Consider the following 23,424-nt stretch of genomic DNA (forward strand, 5'->3'; position numbering starts at 1 on the left):
GACCCCCTTCGAGGCGAAAAAGGGCGGGGAGAGCACCCCCACAAACTCTTGACCAGGGGGGCAGGTGGGCCCCGTCTCCCCACAAACCCCCGGGGGGAACCCGGGGCTCTTCGTGTCCCCCCGGGACTGGCCCCGCCGGGCCCCGGCTCGTCCGGGGGCCGGGCCCCGGACGAGCGGCAGGTCCGGCCCCTACCGGCGCGCCGCCGTGCCGGACGGGGCCGGCGGGGGGCTGGACTGGTCGGGGGACGGCCGCCGCGCGCGGGGCCCGACGAGCGGGGCCCGGGCGAGTGGGCCCTGGTCCGTCTCCACGGCGCCGGGCGGCGGACGGGCGCCGCGCGTCGACCCGCCGGACCGGCGCACCGTGGGGGCGGTCAGTCGTGCCAGGCGCCGAAGTCCCACAGGAGGGCCTGGAGCGGTTCGAAGACGCCCGGGGGCGCCGCCACCGTCAGGTCGCCCGACGGGGGCGTGCCGGGGCGGCCGCCGGTCAGGGCGCCGGCTTCGCGGGCGATCAGCGCCCCGGCCGCCAGGTCCCAGGGGCTGAGCCCGCGCTCGTAGTACCCGTCCAGCCGGCCCGCGGCCACGTCGCACAGGTCGATCGCCGCGGAGCCGCTGCGTCGGATGTCCCGAAGCCGCGGGATCAGGCGCTGCGCCACGTCGGCCTGGTGGGCGCGGACCTCGGCCACGTAGTTGAAGCCCGTCGAGACCAGGGCCTGGTCCAGCGGCGGGGCGGGCCGGCAGCGGACGGGCCGGTCGTTCAGGAACGCGCCTCCGCCGAGGACCGCGCGGAACGTCTCCCCGCGCATCGGAGCCACGACGACCCCGACGACGGTCTCCCCCGCCCGCTCGGCGGCGATGGACACCGCCCAGGTCGGCAGGCCGTAGAGGTAGTTGACCGTGCCGTCCAGCGGGTCGACGACCCAGCGGACCCCACTGGTGCCCTCCGAGTCGGCGCCCTCCTCACCGAGGAGGCCGTCGTCGGGGCGGTGCTCGGCGAGGACGGCGGTGATCAGCTTCTCGGCGGCGATGTCCATCTCGGTGACGACGTCGATGGGGCTCGACTTGGTCGCCGCGACGCCGAGGTCGGCCGGGCGGCCGTCGCGCAGCAGCGCACCGGCCTGACGCCCGGCCTCCAGGGCCAGTTCCAGCAGCTCGGTCAGGAGCGGGTCACGCGAGTCGGTCACAGCGTCTCCTCAGGCGTACGGGCTGTCGGCGCCGGCCGCCGCGGGCCGCTCGCCGCGGGCGGGGCAGCAGCCGATGGGGCACACGTCGTGCGACGCGCCGAGGGCGCCCAGCGCGCACCGCTCCACCACTGTCCCCCGTTCGGCGGCGGCGCGCTCGAGGACCAGGTCGCGGACGGCGGCCGCGAAGCGCGGGTCGTCGCCCACGGTCGCCGACCTCCGCACCGGCAGGCCGAGCTCGGCGGCCTTGGCGGTCGCCTCGGTGTCCAGGTCGTAGAGGACCTCCATGTGGTCCGAGACGAACCCGATCGGGACCATGACGACCGCCGGCGCGCCGGCGTCGTGCAGGGCCTCCAGGTGGTCGCAGATGTCGGGCTCCAGCCACGGGATGTGCGGGGCGCCGCTGCGGGACTGGTAGACGAGCTCCCAGGGGTGCTCCACGCCCGTCTCGTCCCGTACGGCGTCGACGATGAGCCGGGCGACGTCCAGGTGCTCCCGGACGTACGCCCCGCCGTCCCCGTGCTCCTCGACCGGGCCGGAGGTGTCGGCGGCGGAGGCCGGGATGGAGTGCGTGGTGAAGGCCAGGTGGGCGCCCGCGCGGACGGAGTCGTCGAACTCGGCCAGCGACTTCAGGACGCCGTCCACCATGGGCCGGACGAACCCGGGGTGGTTGAAGTAGTGCCGCAGCTTGTCGACCCGGGGCAGGGGCAGCCCTTCCGCTTCCAGCGTGGCGAGGGCGTCCGCGAGGTTCTCCCGGTACTGGCGGCAGCCGGAGTACGAGGCGTAGGCGCTGGTGGCGAGGACCGCGACGTGCCGGCGGCCGTCGGTGACCATCTCGCGCAGCGTGTCGGTGAGGTACGGCGCCCAGTTCCGGTTTCCCCAGTACACGGGCAGGTCGAGGCCCGCGTCCGCGAAGTCCTTGCGCAGTGCGGCGAGCAGTGCGCGGTTCTGGTCGTTGATCGGGCTGACGCCGCCGAAGAGGAAGTAGTGCTGCCCCACTTCCTTGAGGCGCTCCTTGGGGATGCCCCGCCCCCGTGTGACGTTCTCCAGGAACGGGACCACGTCGTCGGGACCCTCCGGCCCGCCGAAGGACAGCAGCAGCAGGGCGTCGTACGGGGCTGGATCGCGCTGATGGGACGCGGGGTCGGACACGGGATCGGCCATGGCATCGGACATGGGATCGATCCTGCCACCAGGGTCTGACAGCCGGAAAACCGCCGTGCACTGTCACCCATTCGGACGTAACCTGTGAAGGCTGCCCATACGCCTTACGCCAGGCGCCCATGCTCACCGGCCGGAGTACCCCCTTGCCCAGTCCCTATCGCGCGATCTTCTCCGCCCCCGGCACCGTGGGTTTCTCCGCCGCAGGCTTCATCGGCCGGATGCCGCTGGCCATGATGGGGATCGGCATCGTCACGATGATCTCCCAGCTCACCGGCCGCTACGGACTGGCCGGCGCGCTCTCCGCGACGCTCGCCGTCTCCGCCGCCGTGCTCGGCCCGCAGGTCTCCCGCCTGGTCGACCGGTACGGCCAGCGGCGGGTGCTGCGCCCGGCCACGCTGATCACGGTCGCGGCCGTGGCGGGGCTGCTGATCTGCGCGCAGCAAGGGCTGCCGGAGTGGACGCTGTTCGTCTTCTCGGCGGCCGCCGGCTGTGTGCCGAGCATCGGGGCGATGACCCGCGCCCGCTGGGCGACGATCTACCAGGGTTCGGCGCGCGAGCTGCACACCGCGTACTCCTTCGAGTCGATCATCGACGAGGTGTGCTTCATCTTCGGTCCGATCGTCTCCATCGGGCTGTCGACCATCTGGTTCCCCGAGGCGGGCCCGCTGCTGGCCGCGCTCTTCCTGCTGGCCGGTGTGTGGTGGCTGACCGCGCAGCGCGGCACCGAACCGGTGCCGCACCCGATCGAGCAGCACACCGGTGGCTCGGCGCTGCGGTCCCCCGGCCTCCAGGTGCTGGTGGCCGCGTTCGTCGCCACGGGCACGATCTTCGGCGCCGTCGACGTGGTGACGGTGGCGTTCGCCGAGGAGGAGGGCCACAAGGCGGCGGCCAGCCTGGTGCTCGCCGTGTACGCGCTGGGATCGTGCGTGGCCGGTGCCGTGTTCGGCCTCCTCCACCTCAAGGGCGAGCCGTCCCGCAGGTGGGTTCTGGGTGTCTGCGCGATGGCCGTGAGTATGATCCCCCTCCAACTGGCCGGGAATCTGCCGTTCCTTGCCGTGGCGCTCTTTGTCGCGGGCCTTGCCATCGCGCCGACGATGGTGACGACCATGGCCCTCGTCGAGGCCCATGTACCGCGCACCAAACTGACCGAGGGCATGTCCTGGACGGGTACCGGGCTCGCGGTCGGCGTGGCGCTCGGCTCCTCGGCCGCCGGCTGGGTGGTCGACGCCCACGGGGCGGCCGCGGGGTACTCGGTGCCCGGCATCGCGGGAGTGCTCGCGGCCGTGGTGGCGTTCCTGGGGTACCGCCGGCTGCGCAGGCCGGTGCCGACGCGGGAGGGGCAGGGGCAGCGTGAGCAGCGCGAGCAGGACCCGGAACAGCCGGAGCAGCACCACGTGGCGTAACTGGGCGGGGAACGTGGCCGCCAGGCCCGTACGGGAGGCCCGTCCCGCTTCGGTCCAGGAGCTGGCGGACGCGGTCCGGACCGCCACCGAGGAGGGCCTGAGGGTCAAGACGGTCGGTACGGGTCACTCGTTCACGTCGATCGCCGCCACCGACGGCGTGCTGATCCGCCCGGATCTGCTGACCGGCATCCGTCGGATCGACCGGCGCGAGCTGACCGTGACCGTGGAGTCCGGCACCCCCTTGAAGCGGTTGAACGCGGCTCTCGCGCGCGAGGGGCTGTCGCTCACGAACATGGGCGACATCATGGAGCAGACGGTGGCGGGCGCCACCAGCACCGGCACGCACGGCACGGGCCGTGACTCGGCGTCGCTCGCCGCGCAGATCCGGGAGCTGGAGCTGGTCACGGCGGACGGCCGGGTGCTGACCTGCTCCGAGAAGGAGAACCCGGAGGTCTTCGCGGCCGCCCGGATCGGGCTGGGCGCCCTCGGGGTCATCTCGGCGATCACCTTCGCCGTGGAGCCGATCTTCCTGCTCAACGCGCGCGAGGAGCCGATGACCTTCGACCGGGTCACCTCGGAATTCGACGCGCTCCACGCGGAGAACGAGCACTTCGAGTTCTACTGGTTCCCGCACACCGGCAACTGCAACACCAAGCGCAACAACCGCAGCACGGGCCCGGCGGCGCCGCCCGGGCGGGTCAGCGGCTGGATCGAGGACGAGTTCCTCTCCAACGGGCTCTTCCAGGTGGTGAACTCGATCGGCCGGGCGGTGCCCGCGGCCGTCCCGGCGATCGCGAAGGTCTCCAGCCGCGCGCTGTCGGCGCGTACGTACACGGACATTCCCTACAAGGTCTTCACAAGTCCGCGCCGGGTGCGGTTCCTGGAGATGGAGTACGCGCTGCCGAGGGAGGCGGCGGTCACCGCGCTGCGGGAGCTGAAGGCGATGGTCGACCGGTCGCCGCTGCGCGTCAGCTTCCCGGTGGAGGTGCGGACGGCCCCCGCGGACGACATCACCCTCTCGACGGCCACGGGCCGGGACAGCGCGTACATCGCGGTGCACATGTACAGGGGTACGCCGTACCGGTCGTACTTCACGGCGGCGGAGCGGATCATGACGGCGCACGGGGGCCGGCCGCACTGGGGCAAGCTGCACACGCGGGACGCCGCGTACTTCGCCGAGGTCTACCCGCGGTTCGCCGAGTTCACCGCGTTGCGTGACCGCCTGGACCCGGAGCGCGCGTTCGGCAACGACTACCTGCGGCGGGTGCTGGGCGAGTGACCGTGCGCCCGGTGCCCGCTCACTCGGCCGAGCCGTCCCGGGAGGGCATCGGGATGGGGGTGGGCGCCGGGCCGGGCGGCGTGGGTGTGGGCGCCGTGGGACCGCTGGGGTCGGGCGTCGGGGCGATGGGACTGTCGGGTTCCGGCGTGGGAGCCGGTGCCCTCGCGGTGCCGTCCCGGCCGGTGCCCGGCGCGACCGGTGCCGACGGCCGGTCCGTCCGGTCGCGTCCGCCCTCGTTCCGATCCGGCCGGGTGGGTGACGGGGTGGTGGGCGGCCGGTGTCCGGAGTCGCCGCCGCGTACGACACCGCTGATGGTGATCCCTCTGCCGCCGCTGAAGTCATGACCGGCCATCAGCTCGCAGGCGGTGATGACCGCCATGGTCACTGCGAAGACCAGTGCCGCCGCGATCGCCGAACGTTTCCAGCCACGGACGCGGGTGCCGTACGTGGTGGATTCGCCGAACTCCCCGCCGGCACCCGGCGGTCGTCGGCCGACGGGGCCGGTCCGGTGGGCCCGGTGGGCCTGGTGAGTCCGGTCAGTCCGAGTGGACTGACGGGCCTTCGGGCGGACCGCCTGCACCGTGGCCTCGCGTACCCGCTCCCCCGTGGTCTTGAACACGTGTTGGAAGACCGATCCGCCGCAGGTGGCGATGACACTGATGACTCCCGCGCCCAGGACGGTCCCGTACACGCCCATCTTGGAGGCCAGTTTGGCGGCCACGACCGCCGCGACGGCGCCGCCCGCGACCTGGGCGGTGTTCAGGTCGAATCGCTTCCTCTTGTCTCGTACCCCTTTTGTCCCGCTATCCCGCGTGTACACCTTCTCGTCCGTCTCCGATATCGATTCACCCATCTGTCCCAGCATGCACAGAGAAGAGACCTTTGAGCGAAGCGAATAGTTCCATTTCTGCGGATTCTGTGAAGGAACGCGGGTGTGACGCATAGTCGGGGGACCCAACTGCCGTACGCGAGGAGAACTTCGGCGGCGCGCCGGTCCACCCTGGTGGCCCGAATGGAGTACTGTGGCGAGCCCTGGGCCCCGATCCCTTTCGGGTGTCCGGGACCAACGGGAGGGGGCCGAAAACGGCACTCGTTCCGGCGGCGCCGCAGCACCGCACGGCCGCCTGCTGCACAGAGTGACCAGATCGGTCACCCTGCGTTGCAAATAGGTAACCGTGCCATAACGGCGTTCCAGGGCCCATGCCCGACACGCCGGGCAACTCGGCAAGGTTGTGGCAGGCTGCACCCGGGCAGGCCACACTCGACTAGCGGAAGCGGCGACGCAGGTGACGTCGGCAGGCACCACCCGGGAGGTCCCCATGCCCGAACTGCGTGTCGTGGCCGTCTCCAACGACGGCACACGACTGGTGCTGAAGGCTGCTGACAACACGGAGTACACGCTTCCGATCGACGAGCGTTTGCGTGCCGCCGTACGCAACGACCGTGCCCGCCTCGGCCAGATCGAGATCGAGGTGGAGAGCCACCTCCGCCCCCGCGACATCCAGGCGCGTATACGCGCTGGTGCCTCGGCCGAAGAGGTCGCCCAGCTCGCCGGCATCCCCGTGGAGCGCGTACGCCGTTTCGAGGGCCCCGTCCTCGCGGAGCGCGCCTTCATGGCCGAGCGGGCCCGGAAGACACCCGTGCGCCGGCCCGGCGAGAACACCGGTCCGCAGCTCGGCGAGGCGGTGCAGGAGCGGCTGCTGCTGCGCGGCGCCGACAAGGACTCGGTGGTGTGGGACTCCTGGCGCCGCGACGACGGCACCTGGGAAGTGCTGCTGGTCTACCGCGTCGCGGGCGAGGTGCACTCGGCGAGCTGGACATACGACCCGCCCCGCAGGCTGGTCCAGGCCGTGGACGACGAAGCGCGCGCGCTGATCGGCGAGACCGACGACTCGGTCGCCGTCCAGGAGCCGAGCTTCCCGTTCGTCCCGCGCATCGCGCGCCTCCCGCGCGACCGGCCGCTGGACCGCGCCCTGGACCGCCAGATCGAGCGCCCGGCTCCCGTCCCGGCACCCGAGCCGGAGGAGGAGCCCGAGCGCGACTCCCTGACCAGCCTGTTGGAGGCCGTGCCGAGCTTCCGGGGCGACATGGTCGTCCCCGAGCGCCCGGCCGCCGAACCCTCGGCGACCGAGCCGGTCCAGGAACCGGACACGGAGGAGCCCCCGGCCCCCGCCGCCTCGGCGGGCGCGGGTTCGGCGTACGCGGACGTCCTCATGCCCCGCGCGGTGAGCGGTCACCGCGACCGCCTGACGGGCACCACCGACCGCCAGGCCGAAGCGGACGGCGTCCGCCCCGGCCGCCGGGCGGCGGTGCCGAGCTGGGACGAGATCGTCTTCGGTACGCGCCGCAAGAAGCAGGAATAGGAACAAGAGCAGGAGAAGCGGCGGACCAACCACCGCGGCGGGCCGGGCGGTTCGGCCGGGTGGTGTTCCGTCCGCTCGTGCCGGGTCCGGTCGCGCCTGGTCACGGACGGGTGTCGCCCGCCCCGGCGGGGCGGGCGCGACCGGAGGCACGTGACCCGACTCCCGTGGCTGTGCCCCGCCCAGGGACCGTCAGCCGCGGGCGGGGCCCGTGGCGACCGGGCGGGTGGGGTCGGACGACCACTCCGACCAGGAGCCCGCGTACAGCGCAGCCCGGATGCCCGCGATCTCCAGGGCCAGGACCTCGTGCGCACCCGAGACGCCCGAGCCGCAGTACACGCCGACCTCCGGGGCGTCGCCCGCGCCCAAGCCCTTGAAGCGGGCCGCCAGGACCTCGGCCGGCAGGAACCGGCCGGTCTCGTCGACGTTCTCCGTCGTGGGGGCCGAGGCCGCGCCGGGGATGTGCCCGCCCACGGGGTCGATCGGCTCCACCTCGCCCCGGTACCGCTCGCCCGCCCGCGCGTCCAGCAGCAGACCCGTCCGGGCCAGCGCCGCCGCCCCGTCCGCGTCCAGCAGCGGCAGGGCACCCGGCCGGGGCGTGAAGTCCCCCGCCACGGGCGTGGGCGTCTCGGTCGACAGCTCGCCCCGCCAGGCGGCGAGGCCACCGTCCAGGACCCGTACGTCGGTGTGCCCTGCCCAGCGCAGCAGCCACCACGCGCGGGCAGCCGCCCACCCCTGGCCGCCGTCGTACGTGACCACCCGCGAGGAGGCGGAGACGCCCGCGCGGCGCATCACCGCGCCGAACTCCGCCAGGTCGGGCAGCGGGTGCCGGCCACCGGCACCGGGCCGGCCCGCCAGCTCGGTGTCGAGGTCGACGTACACGGCGCCCGGGATGTGCCCCGCCTCGTAGGCCGGCCGGCCGGGCGGGCCGCCGAGCTGCCAACGGACGTCGAGGAGGACCGGAGGCCGCGCGCCGGTCAGCTCGTCGACGAGTTCAGGTGCCGAGATGATGGGGTTCATGCCGCCATCCTCGCGCAGACGCGGGCGTCCCGGGCCTGCAGGTGTGCCCTGACCGCAACCCGCGGGGATGGGAAACGATTTTTCGGGCATCCTCCTTCCGGATCGCGCCAATTCACGGCGCGGCCGGGACGCACCGCGCGGCCGATGGTGCGAGCATCTGACGAGGCGTACTGCCGGGCCTGCAGCCGGTGGTCGACACCGCACCGGCGCCCCGCGTCGGCGATCCGCACCGGCACGGCACACGCCGGGTCCCCGCACGGCCACGACGATGGTCCGAGGAGAGAGTGACGATGACCGAGGCGACTCGGCGCAAACCCGGTACACCCTGCTGGGTGAGCTTGATGGTGCATCGCCTTGACGCGACGCAGGATTTCTACGGGGAGCTGTTCGGCTGGCGGTTCGAGCCGGGCCCGCAACAGCTCGGCCCGTACGTGCGGGGACTGCTCGACGACGAGGAGGTGGCGGGGATCGGCCAGCTCCCGGCCGACCGGGACCTGCCGATCGCCTGGACGACGTACCTGGCGACCGACGACGCCGACGAGACCGCCGAGGCGATCCGGTGCAGCGGCGGCACGGTCGCCGTCGGTCCGCTCGCCGCCGCGGACGCGGGGCGGCTGGCGATCTGTTCCGACCCCACGGGGGCCGTCTTCGGGATCTGGCAGGCGGCCGCTCACCTCGGTACGGGTGTCGTGGGCGCGCCCGGCACCCCGGCCTGGAACGAGCTGCTGACCCAGGAGACGGAGTCGGTCAGCAAGTTCTACAAGACGGTTTTCGGGTACGAGCTCGATCCGGCCCCGTCGCCCGACCTGGACCTGGTGAGACTGAAGGTCGACGACCGGCCGGTCGCCTCCCTGCACGGCGTGGGCGCCTCCCTGCCGCGCGACCGTGGCGCCCACTGGATGACCTGGTTCGAGGTCGCGGACACCGATGCCGCGGCGCAGCGGGTCGTCGACCTGGGCGGGCGGGTGCTGGACTCGCCGCACGACGACCCGGCGGGGCGGCTGGCGACCGTCGCCGACCCCGAGGGCGCGGTGTTCACGATCGTACGGTCGCCCGGGCGCTGAGCTACTCGGCCGGGACCGGGAGTACGTCCGGCGAGAGGGCGGCGGCGCGGGCGGTGGCGGCCGTCATACGCCGCCGGTGGTGACGGCGGCAGAGCACCTCGTACCCCACCTCGTCACCCGCGTTGACGTCGCCCACCACGACCTGGGCGCCTTCGACGACCATCTCGCCGCCGACGGTGCGCGCGTTGTGAGTGGCGCGCGCGCCGCACCAGCACAGGGCCTCGACCTGCAGCACCTCGACACGGTCGGCGAGTTCGACGAGGCGCTGGGAGCCGGGGAAGAGCTTGGAGCGGAAGTCGGTGGTGATGCCGAAGGCGAAGACGTCCAGTTCGAGGTCGTCGACGACGCGGGCGAGCTGGTCGATCTGTTCGGGCGCGAGGAACTGGGCCTCGTCCGCGATCACGTAGTCGCAGCGGCCGCCCTTGGAGAGGTGGGCGACGAGGTAGGCGTAGAAGTCGAAGCCCTCAGCCGCCTCGACGGCGTCGGTGACCAGGCCGAGCCGTGAGGACAGCTTGCCCTCCCCCGCCCGGTCGTCACGCGTGAAGATCATGCCCTGGAGGCCGCGCGCGGAGCGGTTGTGTTCGATCTGCAGAGCGAGTGTGCTCTTTCCACAGTCCATGGTTCCGGAGAAGAACACCAACTCGGGCATGGGGAAGTGACGACCTTTCGGATCAGGGTCGGTGTGCCGGGGGGCGGGACGGGGTGTCAGGAGCGGACTTCGAGGAGCGGGACGAGCTGCTCCACGGGCGTCATCGAGCCGTGCATGCCGACCATCGCGGATTCGTTCGGCTCGTTGACGGACGCCGTGATGACGACGTCGTCGTGGGCGGCGGCGACGACGTCGCCGATCCTGCCGTGGACACGCTCGTCGATCGTCGGGCCGAACCATCCGGCTGCGATCGCCTCGTCGCGGCTCGCCACCCAGAACTGCTCGCCGAGCACCTCGCGCCAGCACGCCAGTACATCGGCCTCGGCGCCCGGCACCGCGTAGACGTGGCGTGCCCTGCCCTCGCCGCCGAGCAGGGAAACCCCGGCGCGCAGCTCCCAGTCCTCGTCGAAGTCGATACGGGACTGCTCGTCGAACGGGATGTCGATCATGCCGTGGTCGGCGGTGACGTACAGCGCGGTGCGGGGCGGGAGCTGCTCGGCGAGGCGCTGGACGAGTCGGTCGACGCACATCAGCTGGCCGCGCCAGGCGTCGGAGTCGACGCCGAAGCGGTGACCGCTGCCGTCGACCTCGCTGTAGTACGTGTAGACGAGCGAACGGTCCCCGGCCGCCAGTTGCTCGGCGGCCAGGTCCATCCGCTCCTCGCCGGTGAGCCGCCCGTGAAACGTTCCGCCGCTGAGCGCGACCTTGGTCAGGGGCGTGTCCCGGAAGGTCGGGGAGGAGACCTGCGCGGTGTGGACGCCGGCGGCGTCGGCGAGCTGGAAGACGGTCGGGTACGGCTGCCAGGCGTGCGGCGGTGTCCAGGGCCTCCAGCGCAACTGGTTCATCAGCTCACCGATGCCGGGGTCGCGCACCGTGTAACCGGGCAGGCCGTGCTCGCCGGGCGGCCGTCCCGTACCGACCGAGGCGAGCGAGGTCGCGGTGGTGGCGGGGAACCCGGCGGTGATCGGCCGTCCCGTGCCGCCCCGGGAGCTGCCCAGCAGCGACGTCAGGTAAGGGGCCTCGTCGGGGTGGGCCTTGATCTGCTCCCAGCCGAGGCCGTCGATCAGGAACACGCAGTTCCGGTCGGCGGGGGTGAGCTCCGCGATGCGGTGCTCGAACCCGGGTACGCCGGTGCCGGCGGCGAGTGTCGGCAGCAGATCGGCCAGGGAACCGGAGCCGTACTCGGGGGCCGGCGCGGTGTCGAGGGCGAGCGGCACCGGTTCGTCGGGCCAGGCGGACGTCATGGGTGCGGGCTGGACCATCAGCGGGTGGCCGCGGTGGCTTCGGACAGCGCCTGCGCGAAGGCGAGAGCCTGGCGGACCGTCTCGGGGCCGTCGCCGGCCTCGCTGACGCGGAGGCTCAGGTCGTCTGCCGTGGAGTTGCCGGTGTAGCCGTGGTCGGCCTCGCAGTTCGGGTCGCCGCAGGCGGCGGGCTCCAGGTCGATCCTGGAGACGGCACCCCAGCCGATGGTGAGGACGACCTCACGCGGCAGGGTGCCGGGGGTGTACGACTCGGGGTTGGCGACGACACGGCTGAGGACGACGGACGAGATCCGGCCTAGCTTGACGGACTCGGTGGAGGTGGTGGCGTAGGGCGTCGGGGAGCTGGTGTCCGCGTTCTGCTCGTCGGTGTGGCTGACGATGAAACGAGTGCTCGTCAGGACGAGGACCGTGACGTGCCGGCGCACCTCGTTGGCGTCGAAGGTGGTCTCCTGATGGACCAGGTACGACGCGATCGGCTCCCCGCCGACGGCGGCCTCGACCGCCTCGGCCACAAGGGCCGGGTAGTAGCCGCTGCGCTCGATCGCCGCGCGCAGCCCCTGGGTGGTCGTACCGGTCTTCGCCATGGACTCCATCCTACGGTGGCGCGGTGACTGCGCGGGACGCTCGGGAGCCGGGTCGGTGGTGGAGGTCGGTGGCTCGGCGGCCGGTGGGTGGGGGGTGTCAGTAGCTGGGGAGCCGGCGGGGGCCGATGTCCGTGCGGGCGGGGGGCGGGGCGAGCCGGACGGTCGCGCCGAGGACGGAGAGGCCGCGGGGGGCGACGACCACCGGTTCCAGCCCGACGGCGACGATCTCCGGGTGGTCGTCGACCAGCCGTGACACCCGGAGCAGCAGCTCTTCCAGGGCGGGGGTGTCGACGGGTGCGGAGCCGCGCCAGCCGAACAGCAGCGGGGCGGTGCGGATGGAGCGGATCTGCTCGGCGACGTCCCGGCCGGTGGCGGGGACCAGGCGGTGCGCCGTGTCGCCGAGCAGCTCGGAGGGGGCGCCCGCGAGCCCGAAGGACAGCACGGCGCCGACGGCCGGGTCGATGGCCGCGCGTACGACCGTGTCGACACCGCGCGGGACCATGGCCTGGACGACCGGCTGCAGTTCACCGGGCGTGCCGAGGGTCTCGGTCAGCTCGGCGTAGGCGGTGCGCAGCTGCTCCTCGGTGGCCAGGTCGAGGCGTACGCCGCCGAGGTCGGGGCGGTGGCGGAGGTGCGGGGCGGTGGTCTTGAGCGCGACGGGGTAGCCGAGGCCGGCGGCGGCCTGGACGGCCTCGTCGGGGGTGGGGGCGGGCAGCGTGGGGAGTACGGCGATCCCGTAGCGCCCGAGCAGCTCGCGGGCCGCGTCGGGGGGGAGGGTGACGCCCCGCTCGTCCACGTCCCCGGCCAGCGCCCTCTCGATCTGCGCGGCGGCTCCGGCCTCGTCGATGCCCTCGTACTCGGGGACGCGTCCGGGGTCGGCGGCCTGGCGCCGCCACTGCCCGTACCTCACGGCCTCGGCCAACGCCCGCACGGCCCGCTCGGCGGCGGGGTACGCGGGGATGCGGTAGCTCCGGTCGCCGGAGGTGCGGGGCGCGGGGCCCGGGGGTGGGGTCGCTGGGGCGGCGGGGGCGGGCGGGCTCGCCGGTGTGGCCGGGGCGGGCGGGGCTTGCGGGGCCGGCGGGGCCGGCGGGAGGGGGGTGGGGGTCGGCGTCGGGCCGGGCCGGGCCGTGGGCGCCGTGCTGGTGGCGGCCGCCAGGGCGTCGGCGAGGGCGCCCATTTCCACGTGGACCACCAGGACCGGCTTCGCCGGTGCTTCCGCCGAGGCGGCCCGTAGCGCCTCGGCCAGGACCTCGCCGTCACCGGACTCGGTGACCCCGTTCTCGCCGACCCAGGGGATCGCGGTGACCACGACCGCGTCGCACATGTCGTCCCGGAGGGCCTCGGTGAGGGCCGTACGGAAGTCCTGCGGCGTGGCCGCCGTCGTCAGGTCGCGGGGCCGCCGGGGCCGCAGCCCCTCCGTCAGGCAGGCGTCGTACGTCAGCAGCCCGAGCGACTCCGAATTGCCGAGGATGGTCACGCGCGGGCCCGCCGGGAGCGGCTGCCCGGCGAGCAGCAGACCGGCGTCGACCAGTTCGGTGACCGTGTCGACGCGGATCACGCCCGCCTGCCGCAGCAGGGCCGAGACGGTGGTGTGGGGGATGCGCGTGACAGGTACGGCGTGGCCGGGGGGCGCACTGCCGCTGTGCCGGCCGCCCTTGACGACGACGACCGGTTTCACCGCCGCCGTGCGCCGGGCGAGGCGCGTGAACTTGCGGGGGTTGCCGATCGATTCGAGGTAGAGGAGGACGACGTCGGTGTCGGGGTCGTCGTACCAGTGCTGGAGGATGTCGTTGCCCGACACGTCCGCGCGGTTCCCCGCCGAGATGAAGGACGACAGGCCGGCCCCGCGCCGGTGCAGCCCGGACAGCAGGGCGATACCGATGGCGCCGGACTGGGTGAACAGCCCGATCCGCCCCCGCGCGGGCGGGTGCGGTGCGAGCGAGGCGTTGAGCCGCACGTCGGACGCGGTGTTGATGATGCCGAACGCGTTGGGGCCGATGATGCGCATGCCGTACGACCGTGCCTGGCGCACCAGTTCACGCTGGCGCGCCCTGCCCTCGGCGCCCTGCTCGGCGTAACCGGCGGTCAGGACGACCAGTCCCTGGACGCCGTGTTCACCGCAGTCGGCGACGGCCTCGGGGACCCGCTCGGCCGGTACGGCGACGACGGCGAGGTCGACGGGCTCCCCGATGTCGGCGACGGAGCGGAAGGCGGGCACACCGTCCAGCGTGGTCGTCGTCTCGGGCAGGGCCCGGTTCACGGCGTACGTGCGGCCCGTGTACCCGGCGTCCAGCAGGTTGCGCAGAACCGTGCGGCCCACTCCGCCGGGGGCGCGGCCGGCCCCGATGACGGCGACGGAGCCGGGGGCGAGGAGCCGCTGCACGGACCGGGCCTCGGCGCGCTGTTCGCGGGCGCGCTGCACGGCGAGCGACCGGTCGGTGGGCTCCAGGTCGAGGTGGAGACGTACGGCGCCGTCCTCGAAGCTGCGCTTCTGGGTGTACCCGGCGTCCGTGAAGACCTTGATCATCTTGTTGTTGGCGGGCAGGACCTCGGCCGCGAACCGCCGGATGCCCCGCTCGCGGGCGACCGCCGCGATGTGTTCGAGCAGCGCGGACGCGACGCCCCGCCCCTGGTGGGCGTCCTGGACGAGGAAGGCGACCTCGGCCTCGTCGGCCGGGGCGCTCGCGGGCAGACCCTGTTCATTGATCCGGTCGTAGCGGACGGTGGCGATGAACTCGCCGCCGACGGTGGCCGCCAGACCCACCCGGTCCACGTAGTCGTGGTGGGTGAAGCGGTGCACGTCCTTGGCGGAGAGCCGGGGGTAGGGTGCGAAGAACCGGTAGTACTTCGACTCGTCCGAGACCTGCTCGTAGAAGCTGACCAGGCGCTCGGCGTCATCCGTGGTGATCGGCCTGATCCGTGCGGTGCCGCCGTCCCGCAGCACCACGTCGGCCTCCCAGTGGTCGGGGTACACGTGTTCCGGCTGATCCGACGGGGTCCGCATGGGCCCCAGGGTACGGTGCGGGCGCCCGGCCGCGGAGGTGCCTGTGGACAACGCGGGGCGAGTGGGCCGGGCCGGCCCGCGGCGGCCCCGCGAGGGCCGGATCGAGCACCCTGTGGAACATGAGAGACTGGATTGGACCACTGGTCTAGACAACCGCCGAGACTCGAAGGGCAACACCATGGCTGAGCGCCGCGTCAACGTCGGCTGGGCCGAGGGCCTGCACGCCCGCCCCGCCTCCATCTTCGTCCGTGCCGCCACGGCCGCCGGCGTCCCCGTGACGATCGCCAAGGCCGATGGCAACCCGGTCAACGCCGCGTCGATGCTCGCGGTGCTGGGCCTCGGCGCGCAGGGCGGCGAGGAGATCGTGCTCGCTTCGGACGCGGAGGGCGCGGACGCCGCCCTGGACCGTCTGGCGAAGCTGGTCGCCGAGGGTCTCGAGGAGCTCCCCGAGACGGTCTGACCTGCCGGTCACCCCACGCGACACCAGGCGGAGCCGTATTCCCGGAATCGGGTGGTACGGCTCCGTTCTGTTTGCCGCGCTTCGCCCCTCCCCCGGGTGCCGACCGCCGGGCCCGTGCGGCCGGCGCGGAAATTCACCGGGCCGACCACCCCTGGGAAAAAGGCGGCGCACCCCCTTTTCAGGCAGGGGTGAATAGGGGCAAGAATTTCCCCCTCTTTGTATACGGTACCGCTGTTAATTGCGGGCGCTCGCGGTGTTTACGCGATGTTGCGAAGTCCTCACCACACGTCCGCCCGAACGCTCCGACCGCCGCGATCCCTCCGGGCGTTCCGCCCGCTCGGCGCGGCGCAGCCGGTGCGCGGGCAGGGTGCGCTCGACGTGGAGGGCGGTGAGCGCGCGGGCGCGTTCGGCGTCGCCGCGGGCCACGGCGTCCACGATCACCCCGTACTCGGCCCACACCTCCGTCGGCCGGGCGGGCTGGTCGACGGCGTACATCCAGGCGATCTTGTGCCGTAGCTGGGTGAGCAGCGCGGTCAGCGCCGCGCTGCCGGCCGCCTGGGCGAGCGTCTCGTGGAACCAGCCGCCCAGCGAGCGGAGGTCGTCCCCCTGGCCGCGACGGGCCCGCTCCTGGCCCAGCCGGACCAGGCCGCGCAGCACCTTCAGATGTGCCTCGGTGCGGCGCTGGGCGGCGCGCGCGGCACCCAGCGGCTCCAGCAGCGTACGCATCTCCAGCAGGTCGGCCGCTTCCTGCTCGGTGGGCTCGGCGACGCACGCGCCGACGTGGCGGCGAGTGGTGACGAAGCCCTCGGACTCGAGGGTGCGCAGTGCCTCACGGACCGGAACGCGCGAGACGCCGTAGCGGCGGGCCAGGTGCTCCTCGGTGAGCCGGCTGCCGCGCTCGAACACGCCGGTGACGATGTCGTCGCGGATCGCCGTGCATACCGAGTGCGCTGGAATGCGCATACCAGAACCCCCACTTAATCCGCGCGAAACTCAGCCGATCGACGCCTGTTGAGTGACTCTATTGCAGCGGGACGGAATTTCCGATAGCCACCCGTAATCCATGGAGTTCTTTTTGGCCAGGAAGTCCGTGCCGGGAAGGCGCCGCCCGAGGACACGGCAAGGCGAAGGCCCCGGTTCGCATCCCGAACCGGGGCCTTCGCCGAACAGACGGAAGGCGGTCAGACGTTGACGCCGTGCGAGCGGAGGTACGCGACGGGGTCGATGTCCGAGCCGTAGTCGGCGCCCGTACGAGCCTCGAAGTGGAGGTGCGGGCCGGACGAGTTGCCGGTCGAGCCCGAGAGACCTATCTGCTGCCCCGGCATCACGGTCTGGCCGACCGAGACGTTGATCGACGACAGGTGGCCGTACTGGGTGTACGTGCCGTCGTTCATCCGGATCACGATGTTGTTGCCGTACGCGCCGCCCCAGCCGGCTTCGACGACGGTGCCCGCGCCCACGGAGACCACGCTGGAGCCCGAGGCGGCGTGGAAGTCGATGCCGGTGTGGCTGCCGGACGACCACATGGCACCACCGGTCTGGTAGCCGGTGCTGACGTACGTGCCCGCGACCGGCAGCTGGAAGGCGTTCAGCCGCTTGCGCTCGGCCTCGCGGTCGGCGCGCTCCTTGGCCTCACGGGCCGCCTTCACCCGGGCTTCGGCCTTGAGCTTGGCCTCCGCCTCGGCCTTCGCCTGGGCGGCCGCCTTGGCCGCGGCCTCCTGGGCCTCCAGCTCCTGGGCCTCGGCCTGGGCGTCGACCTGCTCCGCGAGGGTGTCGGTGATGACCGCCTGGTTGAGGCCGGTGTCCTCGAACGAACCGGGCGCGGCGTCCGGGGCGGCGGCCAGCGCCGGGGAAGCGAGGGTTCCGATGACGCCGGTGGTGGCGAGGGCCGCGACTCCGGCGACGTGTGCGCTCTTACGGCTCAGGCGGCTCGGGGCACGGTGCTTCCCGGTGGCACGGGTGAACGCCATGAAGTGGCTGGTCCTTTCCTTCCTTCTCGCCTACCGGGTTAGCTGACGGGTTCGGAGCAGGAAGGTCTCCTACGGGCCCCTCCGCACGGGTGCGAAGGCGTCCGATTCACCCCAGGGACTTCATGGGTCCCCGGCTCCCCAGGCTCGCGCCTGATGGGGACTCGGCGATCGCTGCCCGGTGCCGCGGGTGCGGCGGGTACCGGTCGGACAGCGCATCAGACGCTAAGCGGCCGATCTTTCAATCACCAAACAGACACGGTTTTTTGTAGCGCACGCCACAGGGCAGACACCGAACCTCCGCAACAAATCGGACATATGACTGGGCCCCCGGCATCGGGTGATACCGGGGGTCCGGGGACCGTCGTGGAGGGTCCGGTGTCAATCAGCCGGTGACAACGGTCACTTCACCGATTCCGAGCGCCTCGACGGGCTCCTTGATCTGAGCCGCGTCGCCGACGAGGACCGTGACGAGACGGTCCACCGGGAAGGCGCTGACGACCGCCGCGGTGGCCTCCACGGTGCCGGTCTCCGCGAGACGGGCGTAGAGCTGGGCCTGGAAGTCGTCGGGCAGGTGCTGCTCGACCTGGTCGGCAAGAGTGCCCGCGACGGAGGCGGCCGTCTCGTACTTGAGCGGGGCCACACCCACCAGGTTCTGCACGGCCGTCTCGCGCTCGGCGTCGGTCAGGCCCGCGGCGGCGAGGGTGTTCAGCACCTTCCACAGGTCGTCGAGCGCCGGGCCGGTGTTCGGCGTGTCGACCGAGCCGCTGATGGCGAGCATGGCGGCGCCGCCCTGGGGGCCGGAACGCAGGACCTGGCCGAAGGCCCGTACGCCGTAGGTGTAGCCCTTCTCCTCGCGCAGGACCTTGTCCAGGCGGGAGGTGAGCGTGCCGCCCAGGCAGTAGGTGCCGAGCACCTGGGCCGGCCAGACCCGGTCGTGCCGGTCGGGGCCGATCCGGCCGATGAGTAGCTGGGTCTGCACGGCGCCGGGGCGGTCGACGATGACGACACGGCCCGTGTCGTCCGCCGTCACGGGCGGCACCGGGCGGGGCTCGGCCATGTCGCCGGTCCAGGCGCCGAGGGTGTCGGAGAGCACCGCGTCGAGGTCGACGCCGGTGAGGTCGCCGACGACGACCGCGGTGGCGGTGGCGGGGCGGACGTGGGCCTCGTAGAAGGCGCGTACGGCCGCCGCGTCGATCCGGGCGACGGTCTCCTCGGAGCCCTGCCGGGGCCGCGACATACGGGAGGTGGCCGGGAACAGCTCCTTGGAGAGCTGCATGGCGGCGCGGCGGGCGGGGTTGGCGATCTCGTGCGGGATCTCGTCGAGCCGGTTGCGGACGAGACGCTCGATCTCGCTGTCGGCGAAGGCGGGCGCCCTCAGCGCTTCGGCGACCAGTCCGAGGGCCTTGCCGAGCCGGGAGACGGGGACCTCGAGGGAGACGCGTACGCCGGGGTGGTCGGCGTGCGCGTCGAGGGTGGCGCCGCAGCGCTCCAGCTCGGCGGCGAACTCCTCGGCCGAGTGCTTGTCGGTGCCCTCGGACAGGGCTCGCGCCATGATCGTGGCGACGCCGTCGAGGCCCTCGGGCTCGGCCTCCAGCGGGGCGACGAGGAAGATCTCGACGGCCACGACCTGCTGGCCGGGGCGGTGGCAGCGCAGGACGGTCAGGCCGTTGTCGAGCGTGCCGCGGTCGGGGGCCGGGAAGGCCCACGGCTTGGCGGTGCCGGGCCGGGGCTGCGGGTGGAACTCCATGGACGTCAGGGACACAGCGGCGTCGCTCACTGGTCGGCCCCCTCTTCTGCCTGGTCGCTGTGGTCGGTGCTGATGGGTTCGTAGACCAGCACCGCCCGGTTGTCGGGGCGGAGGCGGGCCTTGGCGACCGCCTGCACCTCCTCGGCGGTGACGTCCAGGACGCGCTGGACGGCGGTCAGGGCGAGCTGCGGGTCGCCGAACAGGACGGCGAACCGGCACAGTTCGTCGGCGCGGCCCGCGACCGTGCCGAGCCGGTCGAGCCACTCGCGCTCCAGCTGGGCCTGGGCGCGCTCCATCTCCTCGGGCGTGGGGCCCTCGGCGGCGAACCGGGCCAGCTCGTCGTCGACCGCGGCCTCGATGTCGGGCACCTCGACGCCCCCGGACGTCTTGACGTCCAGCCAGCCGAGTGAGGGCGCCCCGGCCAGACGCAGCAGGCCGAAGCCGGCCGCCACGGCCGTACGGTCGCGGCGGACCAGGCGGTTGTGCAGCCTCGACGACTCGCCGCCGCCGAGGACGGTGAGGGCGATGTCGGCGGCGTCGCACTCGCGGGTGCCGTCGTGCGGGAGCCGGTAGGCGGCCATCAGGGCGCGCGCCGGGACCTCCTCCTCGAGGACCTCGCGCAGCTGCTCGCCGATGATCTCGGGGAGCGTCCCGTCCTTGGGCGCCTGCTTGCCGTCGTGGGCCGGGATGGAGCCGAAGTACTTCTCGATCCACGCCAGGGTCTGCTCGGGGTCGATGTCGCCGACGACCGACAGCACCGCGTTGTTCGGCGCGTAGTACGTACGGAAGAAGTTCCGCGCGTCCTCGAGGGTGGCGGCGTCCAGGTCGGCCATGGAGCCGATCGGCGTGTGGTGGTAGGGGTGGCCCTCCGGGTAGGCGAGGGCGGTCAGCTTCTCGAAGGCCGTGCCATAGGGAACGTTGTCGTACCGCTGGCGGCGCTCGTTCTTGACGACGTCCCGCTGGTTCTCCATCGACTCGTCGTCGAGCGCGGCGAGCAGGGAGCCCATCCGGTCGGCTTCCAGCCACAGCGCCAGCTCCAGCTGGTGGGTGGGCATGGTCTCGAAGTAATTGGTGCGCTCGAAGCTCGTCGTGCCGTTCAGGGAACCGCCGGCGCCCTGCACCAGCTCGAAGTGGCCATTGCCCTGGACCTGCTTCGAGCCCTGGAACATCAGGTGCTCGAAGAGGTGGGCGAGGCCGGTGCGGCCCTTGACCTCGTGGCGCGAGCCGACGTCGTACCAGAGGCAGACCGCGGCGACCGGGGTCAGGTGGTCCTCGGAGAGCACCACGCGCAGGCCGTTGGCCAGCCGGTGCTCGGTCGCTGTCAGGCCGCCGGAGCCGGCCTGGGCTGTGGCCGTGTGACCCATGGGCATGTACGTCCCTTCGATCGCTATGTGGAAAAGTCCAGCTGCGGGCCGCTGCGGAAGTCCTGCCACTGTATGCGGCTGCTGCGACCTGCCGCGGACCGCTGTGGAAGTCCTGCCACTGTATGCAAGCGGACTGACACCTGGCGAAGTTCCCGGATCCCCGATCCGTCCCTCTTCCGGGTCGCGGTCGGCGTTGTCAGTGGGACGGTCCACAATGGTCGGCGTCAGATCAACCTTGTTGGTGAAGGAGCCGCAGCCGCGATGGCCCGCCGCAGCACGAAGACCACGCAGCCAGACGACTTCGAGGAGAAGATCCTCGACATCGACGTCGTCGACGAAATGCAGGGCTCCTTCCTCGAGTACGCGTACTCGGTGATCTACTCCCGGGCCCTGCCGGACGCCCGCGACGGCATGAAGCCGGTGCACCGCCGCATCGTGTACCAGATGAACGAGATGGGGCTTCGGCCCGAGCGCGGCTTCGTGAAGTGTGCCCGGGTCGTCGGCGAGGTGATGGGCAAGCTCCACCCGCACGGTGACGCGTCGATCTACGACGCCCTGGTGCGCATGGCGCAGCCGTTCTCGATGCGGCTGCCTCTGGTGGACGGCCACGGGAACTTCGGCTCCCTCGGCAACGACGACCCGCCGGCCGCCATGCGGTACACCGAGTGCCGGATGGCCGACGCGACGTCCCTGATGACGGAGTCGATCGACGAGGACACCGTCGACTTCAACCCGAACTACGACGGGCAGGAGCGCGAGCCGGTGGCGCTGCCCGCCGCCTTCCCGAACCTGCTGGTCAACGGCGCGTCCGGGATCGCGGTCGGTATGGCCACCAACATGCCCCCGCACAATCTGGGCGAGGTCATCGCCGCCGCCCGCCACCTGATCAGGCACCCGGGCGCCGACCTGGAGACCCTGATGCGGTACGTGCCGGGTCCGGACCTGCCGACGGGCGGCCGGATCGTGGGCCTGACCGGCATCAAGGACGCGTACGAGACCGGCCGCGGCTCCTTCAAGATCCGCGCGACGGTGACCGTGGAGAACGTGACGGCGCGCCGCAAGGGCCTGGTCGTCACGGAACTCCCCTTCGCGGTCGGCCCGGAGAAGGTGATCGCCAAGATCAAGGACCTGGTCGCGGCCAAGAAGCTCCAGGGCATCGCGGACGTCAAGGACCTGACCGATCGCGAGCACGGCCTGCGGCTGGTCATCGAGGTCAAGAACGGCTTCATCCCCGAGGCCGTGCTGGAGCAGCTCTACAAGCTGACGCCGATGGAGGAGTCCTTCGGCATCAACAACGTGGCGCTGGTCGACGGGCAGCCGCTGACGCTGGGCCTGAAGGAGCTGCTGGAGGTCTACCTGGACCACCGCTTCGAGGTGGTCCGGCGCCGCAGCGAGTTCCGGCGCACCAAGAAGCGGGACCGGCTGCACCTGGTCGAGGGCCTGCTCGTGGCGCTGCTCGACATCGACGAGGTCATCCGGGTCATCCGCTCGAGCGACAACTCGGCGCAGGCCAAGGAGCGGCTGATCGAGCGCTTCTCGCTGAGCGAGATCCAGACGCAGTACATCCTGGACACGCCGCTGCGCCGGCTCACCAAGTTCGACCGGATCGAGCTGGAGGGCGAGCGGGACCGGCTGAACAGCGAGATCGAGGAGCTGACCCGGATCCTGGAGTCGGACGCCGAGCTGCGCAAGCTGGTCTCCTCGGAACTGGCGGCGGTCGCCAAGAAGTTCGGGACGGAGCGGCGCACCGTGCTGCTGGAGTCGGCGGGCGCGCCGGTCGCGGCGGCATCGCTGGAGGTCGCGGACGACCCGTGCCGGGTGCTGCTGTCGTCGACGGGTCTGCTGGCCCGTACGGCGAGCGGTGAGCCGTTGCCGGACAGTGGTGGCAGGCGCACCAAGCACGACGTGATCGTCTCGGCGGTGCCGGCGACGCAGCGCGGCGAGGTCGGCGTGGTGACGTCCACCGGTCGGCTGCTGCGGCTGTCGGTGATCGACCTTCCGCAGCTGCCGGACACGGTGTCCGCGCCGAACCTGTCGGGCGGGGCGCAGGTGTCGGAGTTCCTGACGCTGGAGAAGGACGAGGAGGTCATGTGCCTGACCACCCTCGACGAGTCCTCGCCGGGTCTGGCGATCGGCACGCTCCAGGGCGTGGTCAAGCGGGTGGTGCCGGACTATCCGGCGAACAAGGACGAGTTGGAGGTCATCGGCCTCAAGGAGGGTGACCGGATCGTCGGCGCGGCCGAGCTGCGCACGGGTGAGGAGGACCTGGTCTTCATCACCTCCGACGCCCAGCTGCTCCGGTTCCCGGCCTCGGCGGTGCGGCCGCAGGGCCGTCCGGCGGGCGGTATGGCCGGTATCAAGCTGTCGGCGGGTGCCCAGGTGATCTCGTTCACCGCGGTCGACCCGGCCGGGGACGCCGTGGTGTTCACGGCCGCCGGTTCGTCCGGCGCGCTGGACCCGACGGCGGCCACGTCGGTGAAACTGACGCCGTTCGACCAGTACCCGCGCAAGGGCCGTGCGACGGGCGGTGTGCGCTGTCAGCGGTTCCTGAAGGGCGAGGACGTGCTGGTCCTGGCCTGGGCGGGCGCGGCCCCGGCCCGCGCGGCGCAGAAGAACGGCACTCCGGTGGAGCTCCCGGAGATCGACCCGCGCCGCGACGGCTCGGGCACGCCGCTCGCGAAGCAGGTGGAGGTGCTGGCCGGACCGGCGTCCTGACGGGGCGCTGTGCGAGGCGCGCCCGCCGGGGGGTGGGCGCGCCACGGGACGGCGGGGCCGGGGAGTGAGCGCGCCGGTGACCGTCAGCGCCGGGAAGTCAGGCGCGGGGTGACCGTCAGCGCCGGGGGATGTTCCGCCAGGGGCTGCCCGCGTCGTACAGCTGCCGCTCGACGTGCGTGGGCGGGACCCGGCTCATACCCA

The 23,424-nt window shown here is 72.5% G+C and carries 18 protein-coding genes and 1 riboswitch; of the genes, 6 read left to right on the forward strand and 12 right to left on the reverse strand.

The window, feature by feature from the left end; all coding sequences use genetic code 11:
• Nucleotides 1–371: 371 nt before the first annotated feature.
• On the reverse strand, nt 372–1,181 hold the full coding sequence (locus ACZ6C1_RS10130) for an inositol monophosphatase family protein (protein WP_469239639.1): 810 nt from the start codon (nt 1,179–1,181) through the stop codon (nt 372–374).
• Nucleotides 1,182–1,190: 9 nt separating this feature from the next.
• The gene (locus tag ACZ6C1_RS10135) at nt 1,191–2,342 is read right to left on the reverse strand and encodes a ferrochelatase (protein ID WP_469239871.1); all 1,152 of its coding nucleotides are present in this window, start codon (nt 2,340–2,342) and stop codon (nt 1,191–1,193) included.
• Nucleotides 2,343–2,485: 143 nt separating this feature from the next.
• Here ACZ6C1_RS10135 and ACZ6C1_RS10140 point away from each other — a divergent pair, with 143 nt between their 5' ends.
• A complete protein-coding gene (locus ACZ6C1_RS10140) occupies nt 2,486–3,745 on the forward strand; it encodes an MFS transporter (RefSeq protein WP_469239642.1) in 1,260 nt (419 codons plus the stop codon).
• Nucleotides 3,693–5,024: a D-arabinono-1,4-lactone oxidase gene (locus tag ACZ6C1_RS10145; protein ID WP_469239644.1), complete on the forward strand. Its 1,332-nt coding sequence runs from the start codon at nt 3,693–3,695 to the stop codon at nt 5,022–5,024. The genes ACZ6C1_RS10140 and ACZ6C1_RS10145 overlap by 53 nt, the downstream gene beginning before the upstream one ends.
• Nucleotides 5,025–5,043: 19 nt before the next feature.
• Here ACZ6C1_RS10145 and ACZ6C1_RS10150 read toward each other — a convergent pair whose 3' ends face one another.
• Nucleotides 5,044–5,877 (reverse strand): hypothetical protein, encoded by an 834-nt coding sequence (locus ACZ6C1_RS10150; protein ID WP_469239646.1) that lies wholly within the window; start codon nt 5,875–5,877, stop codon nt 5,044–5,046.
• Between the two features lie 466 nt (nt 5,878–6,343).
• Between ACZ6C1_RS10150 and sepH the strand changes: the two genes are divergently transcribed.
• Nucleotides 6,344–7,387 carry a septation protein SepH gene (gene sepH / locus ACZ6C1_RS10155; RefSeq protein WP_469239647.1) on the forward strand — a complete coding sequence of 348 codons (1,044 nt, stop codon included), beginning with the start codon at nt 6,344–6,346 and terminating at the stop codon, nt 7,385–7,387.
• A gap of 189 nt (nt 7,388–7,576) precedes the next feature.
• On the opposite strand, the gene ACZ6C1_RS10160 is transcribed toward sepH, so the two are convergent.
• Nucleotides 7,577–8,404, reverse strand: a complete 828-nt coding sequence (locus ACZ6C1_RS10160) for a sulfurtransferase (RefSeq protein ID WP_469239649.1) — start codon at nt 8,402–8,404, stop codon at nt 7,577–7,579.
• A gap of 290 nt (nt 8,405–8,694) precedes the next feature.
• On the opposite strand from ACZ6C1_RS10160, the gene ACZ6C1_RS10165 reads away from it, so the two are divergent.
• A complete protein-coding gene (locus ACZ6C1_RS10165) occupies nt 8,695–9,468 on the forward strand; it encodes a VOC family protein (RefSeq protein WP_469239651.1) in 774 nt (257 codons plus the stop codon).
• Nucleotide 9,469: 1 nt separating this feature from the next.
• Here the strand turns inward: ACZ6C1_RS10165 and ACZ6C1_RS10170 are convergent, their stop codons facing one another.
• The 4 genes from ACZ6C1_RS10170 to ACZ6C1_RS10185 all read right to left on the reverse strand — a co-directional run bounded on the left by ACZ6C1_RS10170 (nt 9,470) and on the right by ACZ6C1_RS10185 (nt 14,967).
• The gene (locus ACZ6C1_RS10170) at nt 9,470–10,117 is read right to left on the reverse strand and encodes a thymidine kinase (RefSeq protein WP_351811993.1); all 648 of its coding nucleotides are present in this window, start codon (nt 10,115–10,117) and stop codon (nt 9,470–9,472) included.
• Nucleotides 10,118–10,173: 56 nt separating this feature from the next.
• The gene (locus tag ACZ6C1_RS10175; protein ID WP_469239654.1) at nt 10,174–11,379 is read right to left on the reverse strand and encodes an alkaline phosphatase family protein; all 1,206 of its coding nucleotides are present in this window, start codon (nt 11,377–11,379) and stop codon (nt 10,174–10,176) included.
• Nucleotides 11,379–11,963 carry a DUF5998 family protein gene (locus ACZ6C1_RS10180; RefSeq protein ID WP_469239656.1) on the reverse strand — a complete coding sequence of 195 codons (585 nt, stop codon included), beginning with the start codon at nt 11,961–11,963 and terminating at the stop codon, nt 11,379–11,381. The genes ACZ6C1_RS10175 and ACZ6C1_RS10180 overlap by 1 nt, the downstream gene beginning before the upstream one ends.
• A 97-nt stretch (nt 11,964–12,060) precedes the next feature.
• On the reverse strand, nt 12,061–14,967 hold the full coding sequence (locus ACZ6C1_RS10185) for a bifunctional acetate--CoA ligase family protein/GNAT family N-acetyltransferase (RefSeq protein WP_469239658.1): 2,907 nt from the start codon (nt 14,965–14,967) through the stop codon (nt 12,061–12,063).
• Between the two features lie 178 nt (nt 14,968–15,145).
• On the opposite strand from ACZ6C1_RS10185, the gene ACZ6C1_RS10190 reads away from it, so the two are divergent.
• The gene (locus ACZ6C1_RS10190; RefSeq protein ID WP_030021209.1) at nt 15,146–15,427 is read left to right on the forward strand and encodes an HPr family phosphocarrier protein; all 282 of its coding nucleotides are present in this window, start codon (nt 15,146–15,148) and stop codon (nt 15,425–15,427) included.
• A gap of 234 nt (nt 15,428–15,661) precedes the next feature.
• Here the strand turns inward: ACZ6C1_RS10190 and ACZ6C1_RS10195 are convergent, their stop codons facing one another.
• The 4 genes from ACZ6C1_RS10195 to ACZ6C1_RS10210 form a co-directional block, all read right to left on the reverse strand.
• Nucleotides 15,662–16,390: a GntR family transcriptional regulator gene (locus ACZ6C1_RS10195; protein WP_469239661.1), complete on the reverse strand. Its 729-nt coding sequence runs from the start codon at nt 16,388–16,390 to the stop codon at nt 15,662–15,664.
• Nucleotides 16,391–16,608: 218 nt separating this feature from the next.
• Nucleotides 16,609–17,397, reverse strand: a complete 789-nt coding sequence (locus tag ACZ6C1_RS10200; RefSeq protein WP_469239663.1) for a M23 family metallopeptidase — start codon at nt 17,395–17,397, stop codon at nt 16,609–16,611.
• A gap of 13 nt (nt 17,398–17,410) precedes the next feature.
• Nucleotides 17,411–17,574: riboswitch (cyclic di-AMP (ydaO/yuaA leader) on the reverse strand.
• Between the two features lie 205 nt (nt 17,575–17,779).
• The gene (locus ACZ6C1_RS10205) at nt 17,780–19,174 is read right to left on the reverse strand and encodes a M16 family metallopeptidase (protein ID WP_469239664.1); all 1,395 of its coding nucleotides are present in this window, start codon (nt 19,172–19,174) and stop codon (nt 17,780–17,782) included.
• Nucleotides 19,171–20,514 carry a M16 family metallopeptidase gene (locus ACZ6C1_RS10210; protein WP_469239666.1) on the reverse strand — a complete coding sequence of 448 codons (1,344 nt, stop codon included), beginning with the start codon at nt 20,512–20,514 and terminating at the stop codon, nt 19,171–19,173. The genes ACZ6C1_RS10205 and ACZ6C1_RS10210 overlap by 4 nt, the downstream gene beginning before the upstream one ends.
• A gap of 255 nt (nt 20,515–20,769) precedes the next feature.
• On the opposite strand from ACZ6C1_RS10210, the gene ACZ6C1_RS10215 reads away from it, so the two are divergent.
• The gene (locus ACZ6C1_RS10215; RefSeq protein WP_469239668.1) at nt 20,770–23,223 is read left to right on the forward strand and encodes a DNA gyrase/topoisomerase IV subunit A; all 2,454 of its coding nucleotides are present in this window, start codon (nt 20,770–20,772) and stop codon (nt 23,221–23,223) included.
• Nucleotides 23,224–23,424 lie beyond the last annotated feature (201 nt).

This window comes from Streptomyces sp. NPDC041796 (genome assembly GCF_055590785.1).

Bases quoted from the DNA above. Each gene is read 5' to 3' on its own strand.
- ACZ6C1_RS10165 (WP_469239651.1), top strand. From the start codon at position 8,695: ATGACCGAGGCGACTCGGCGCAAACCCGGTACACCCTGCTGGGTGAGC.
- ACZ6C1_RS10175 (WP_469239654.1), bottom strand. From the start codon at position 11,379: ATGGTCCAGCCCGCACCCATGACGTCCGCCTGGCCCGACGAACCGGTG.
- ACZ6C1_RS10170 (WP_351811993.1), bottom strand. From the start codon at position 10,117: ATGCCCGAGTTGGTGTTCTTCTCCGGAACCATGGACTGTGGAAAGAGC.
- ACZ6C1_RS10185 (WP_469239658.1), bottom strand. From the start codon at position 14,967: ATGCGGACCCCGTCGGATCAGCCGGAACACGTGTACCCCGACCACTGG.
- ACZ6C1_RS10180 (WP_469239656.1), bottom strand. From the start codon at position 11,963: ATGGCGAAGACCGGTACGACCACCCAGGGGCTGCGCGCGGCGATCGAG.
- sepH (WP_469239647.1), top strand. From the start codon at position 6,344: ATGCCCGAACTGCGTGTCGTGGCCGTCTCCAACGACGGCACACGACTG.
- ACZ6C1_RS10215 (WP_469239668.1), top strand. From the start codon at position 20,770: ATGGCCCGCCGCAGCACGAAGACCACGCAGCCAGACGACTTCGAGGAG.
- ACZ6C1_RS10135 (WP_469239871.1), bottom strand. From the start codon at position 2,342: ATGGCCGATCCCGTGTCCGACCCCGCGTCCCATCAGCGCGATCCAGCC.
- ACZ6C1_RS10210 (WP_469239666.1), bottom strand. From the start codon at position 20,514: ATGCCCATGGGTCACACGGCCACAGCCCAGGCCGGCTCCGGCGGCCTG.
- ACZ6C1_RS10200 (WP_469239663.1), bottom strand. From the start codon at position 17,397: ATGGCGTTCACCCGTGCCACCGGGAAGCACCGTGCCCCGAGCCGCCTG.
- ACZ6C1_RS10195 (WP_469239661.1), bottom strand. From the start codon at position 16,390: ATGCGCATTCCAGCGCACTCGGTATGCACGGCGATCCGCGACGACATC.
- ACZ6C1_RS10190 (WP_030021209.1), top strand. From the start codon at position 15,146: ATGGCTGAGCGCCGCGTCAACGTCGGCTGGGCCGAGGGCCTGCACGCC.
- ACZ6C1_RS10160 (WP_469239649.1), bottom strand. From the start codon at position 8,404: ATGAACCCCATCATCTCGGCACCTGAACTCGTCGACGAGCTGACCGGC.
- ACZ6C1_RS10150 (WP_469239646.1), bottom strand. From the start codon at position 5,877: ATGGGTGAATCGATATCGGAGACGGACGAGAAGGTGTACACGCGGGAT.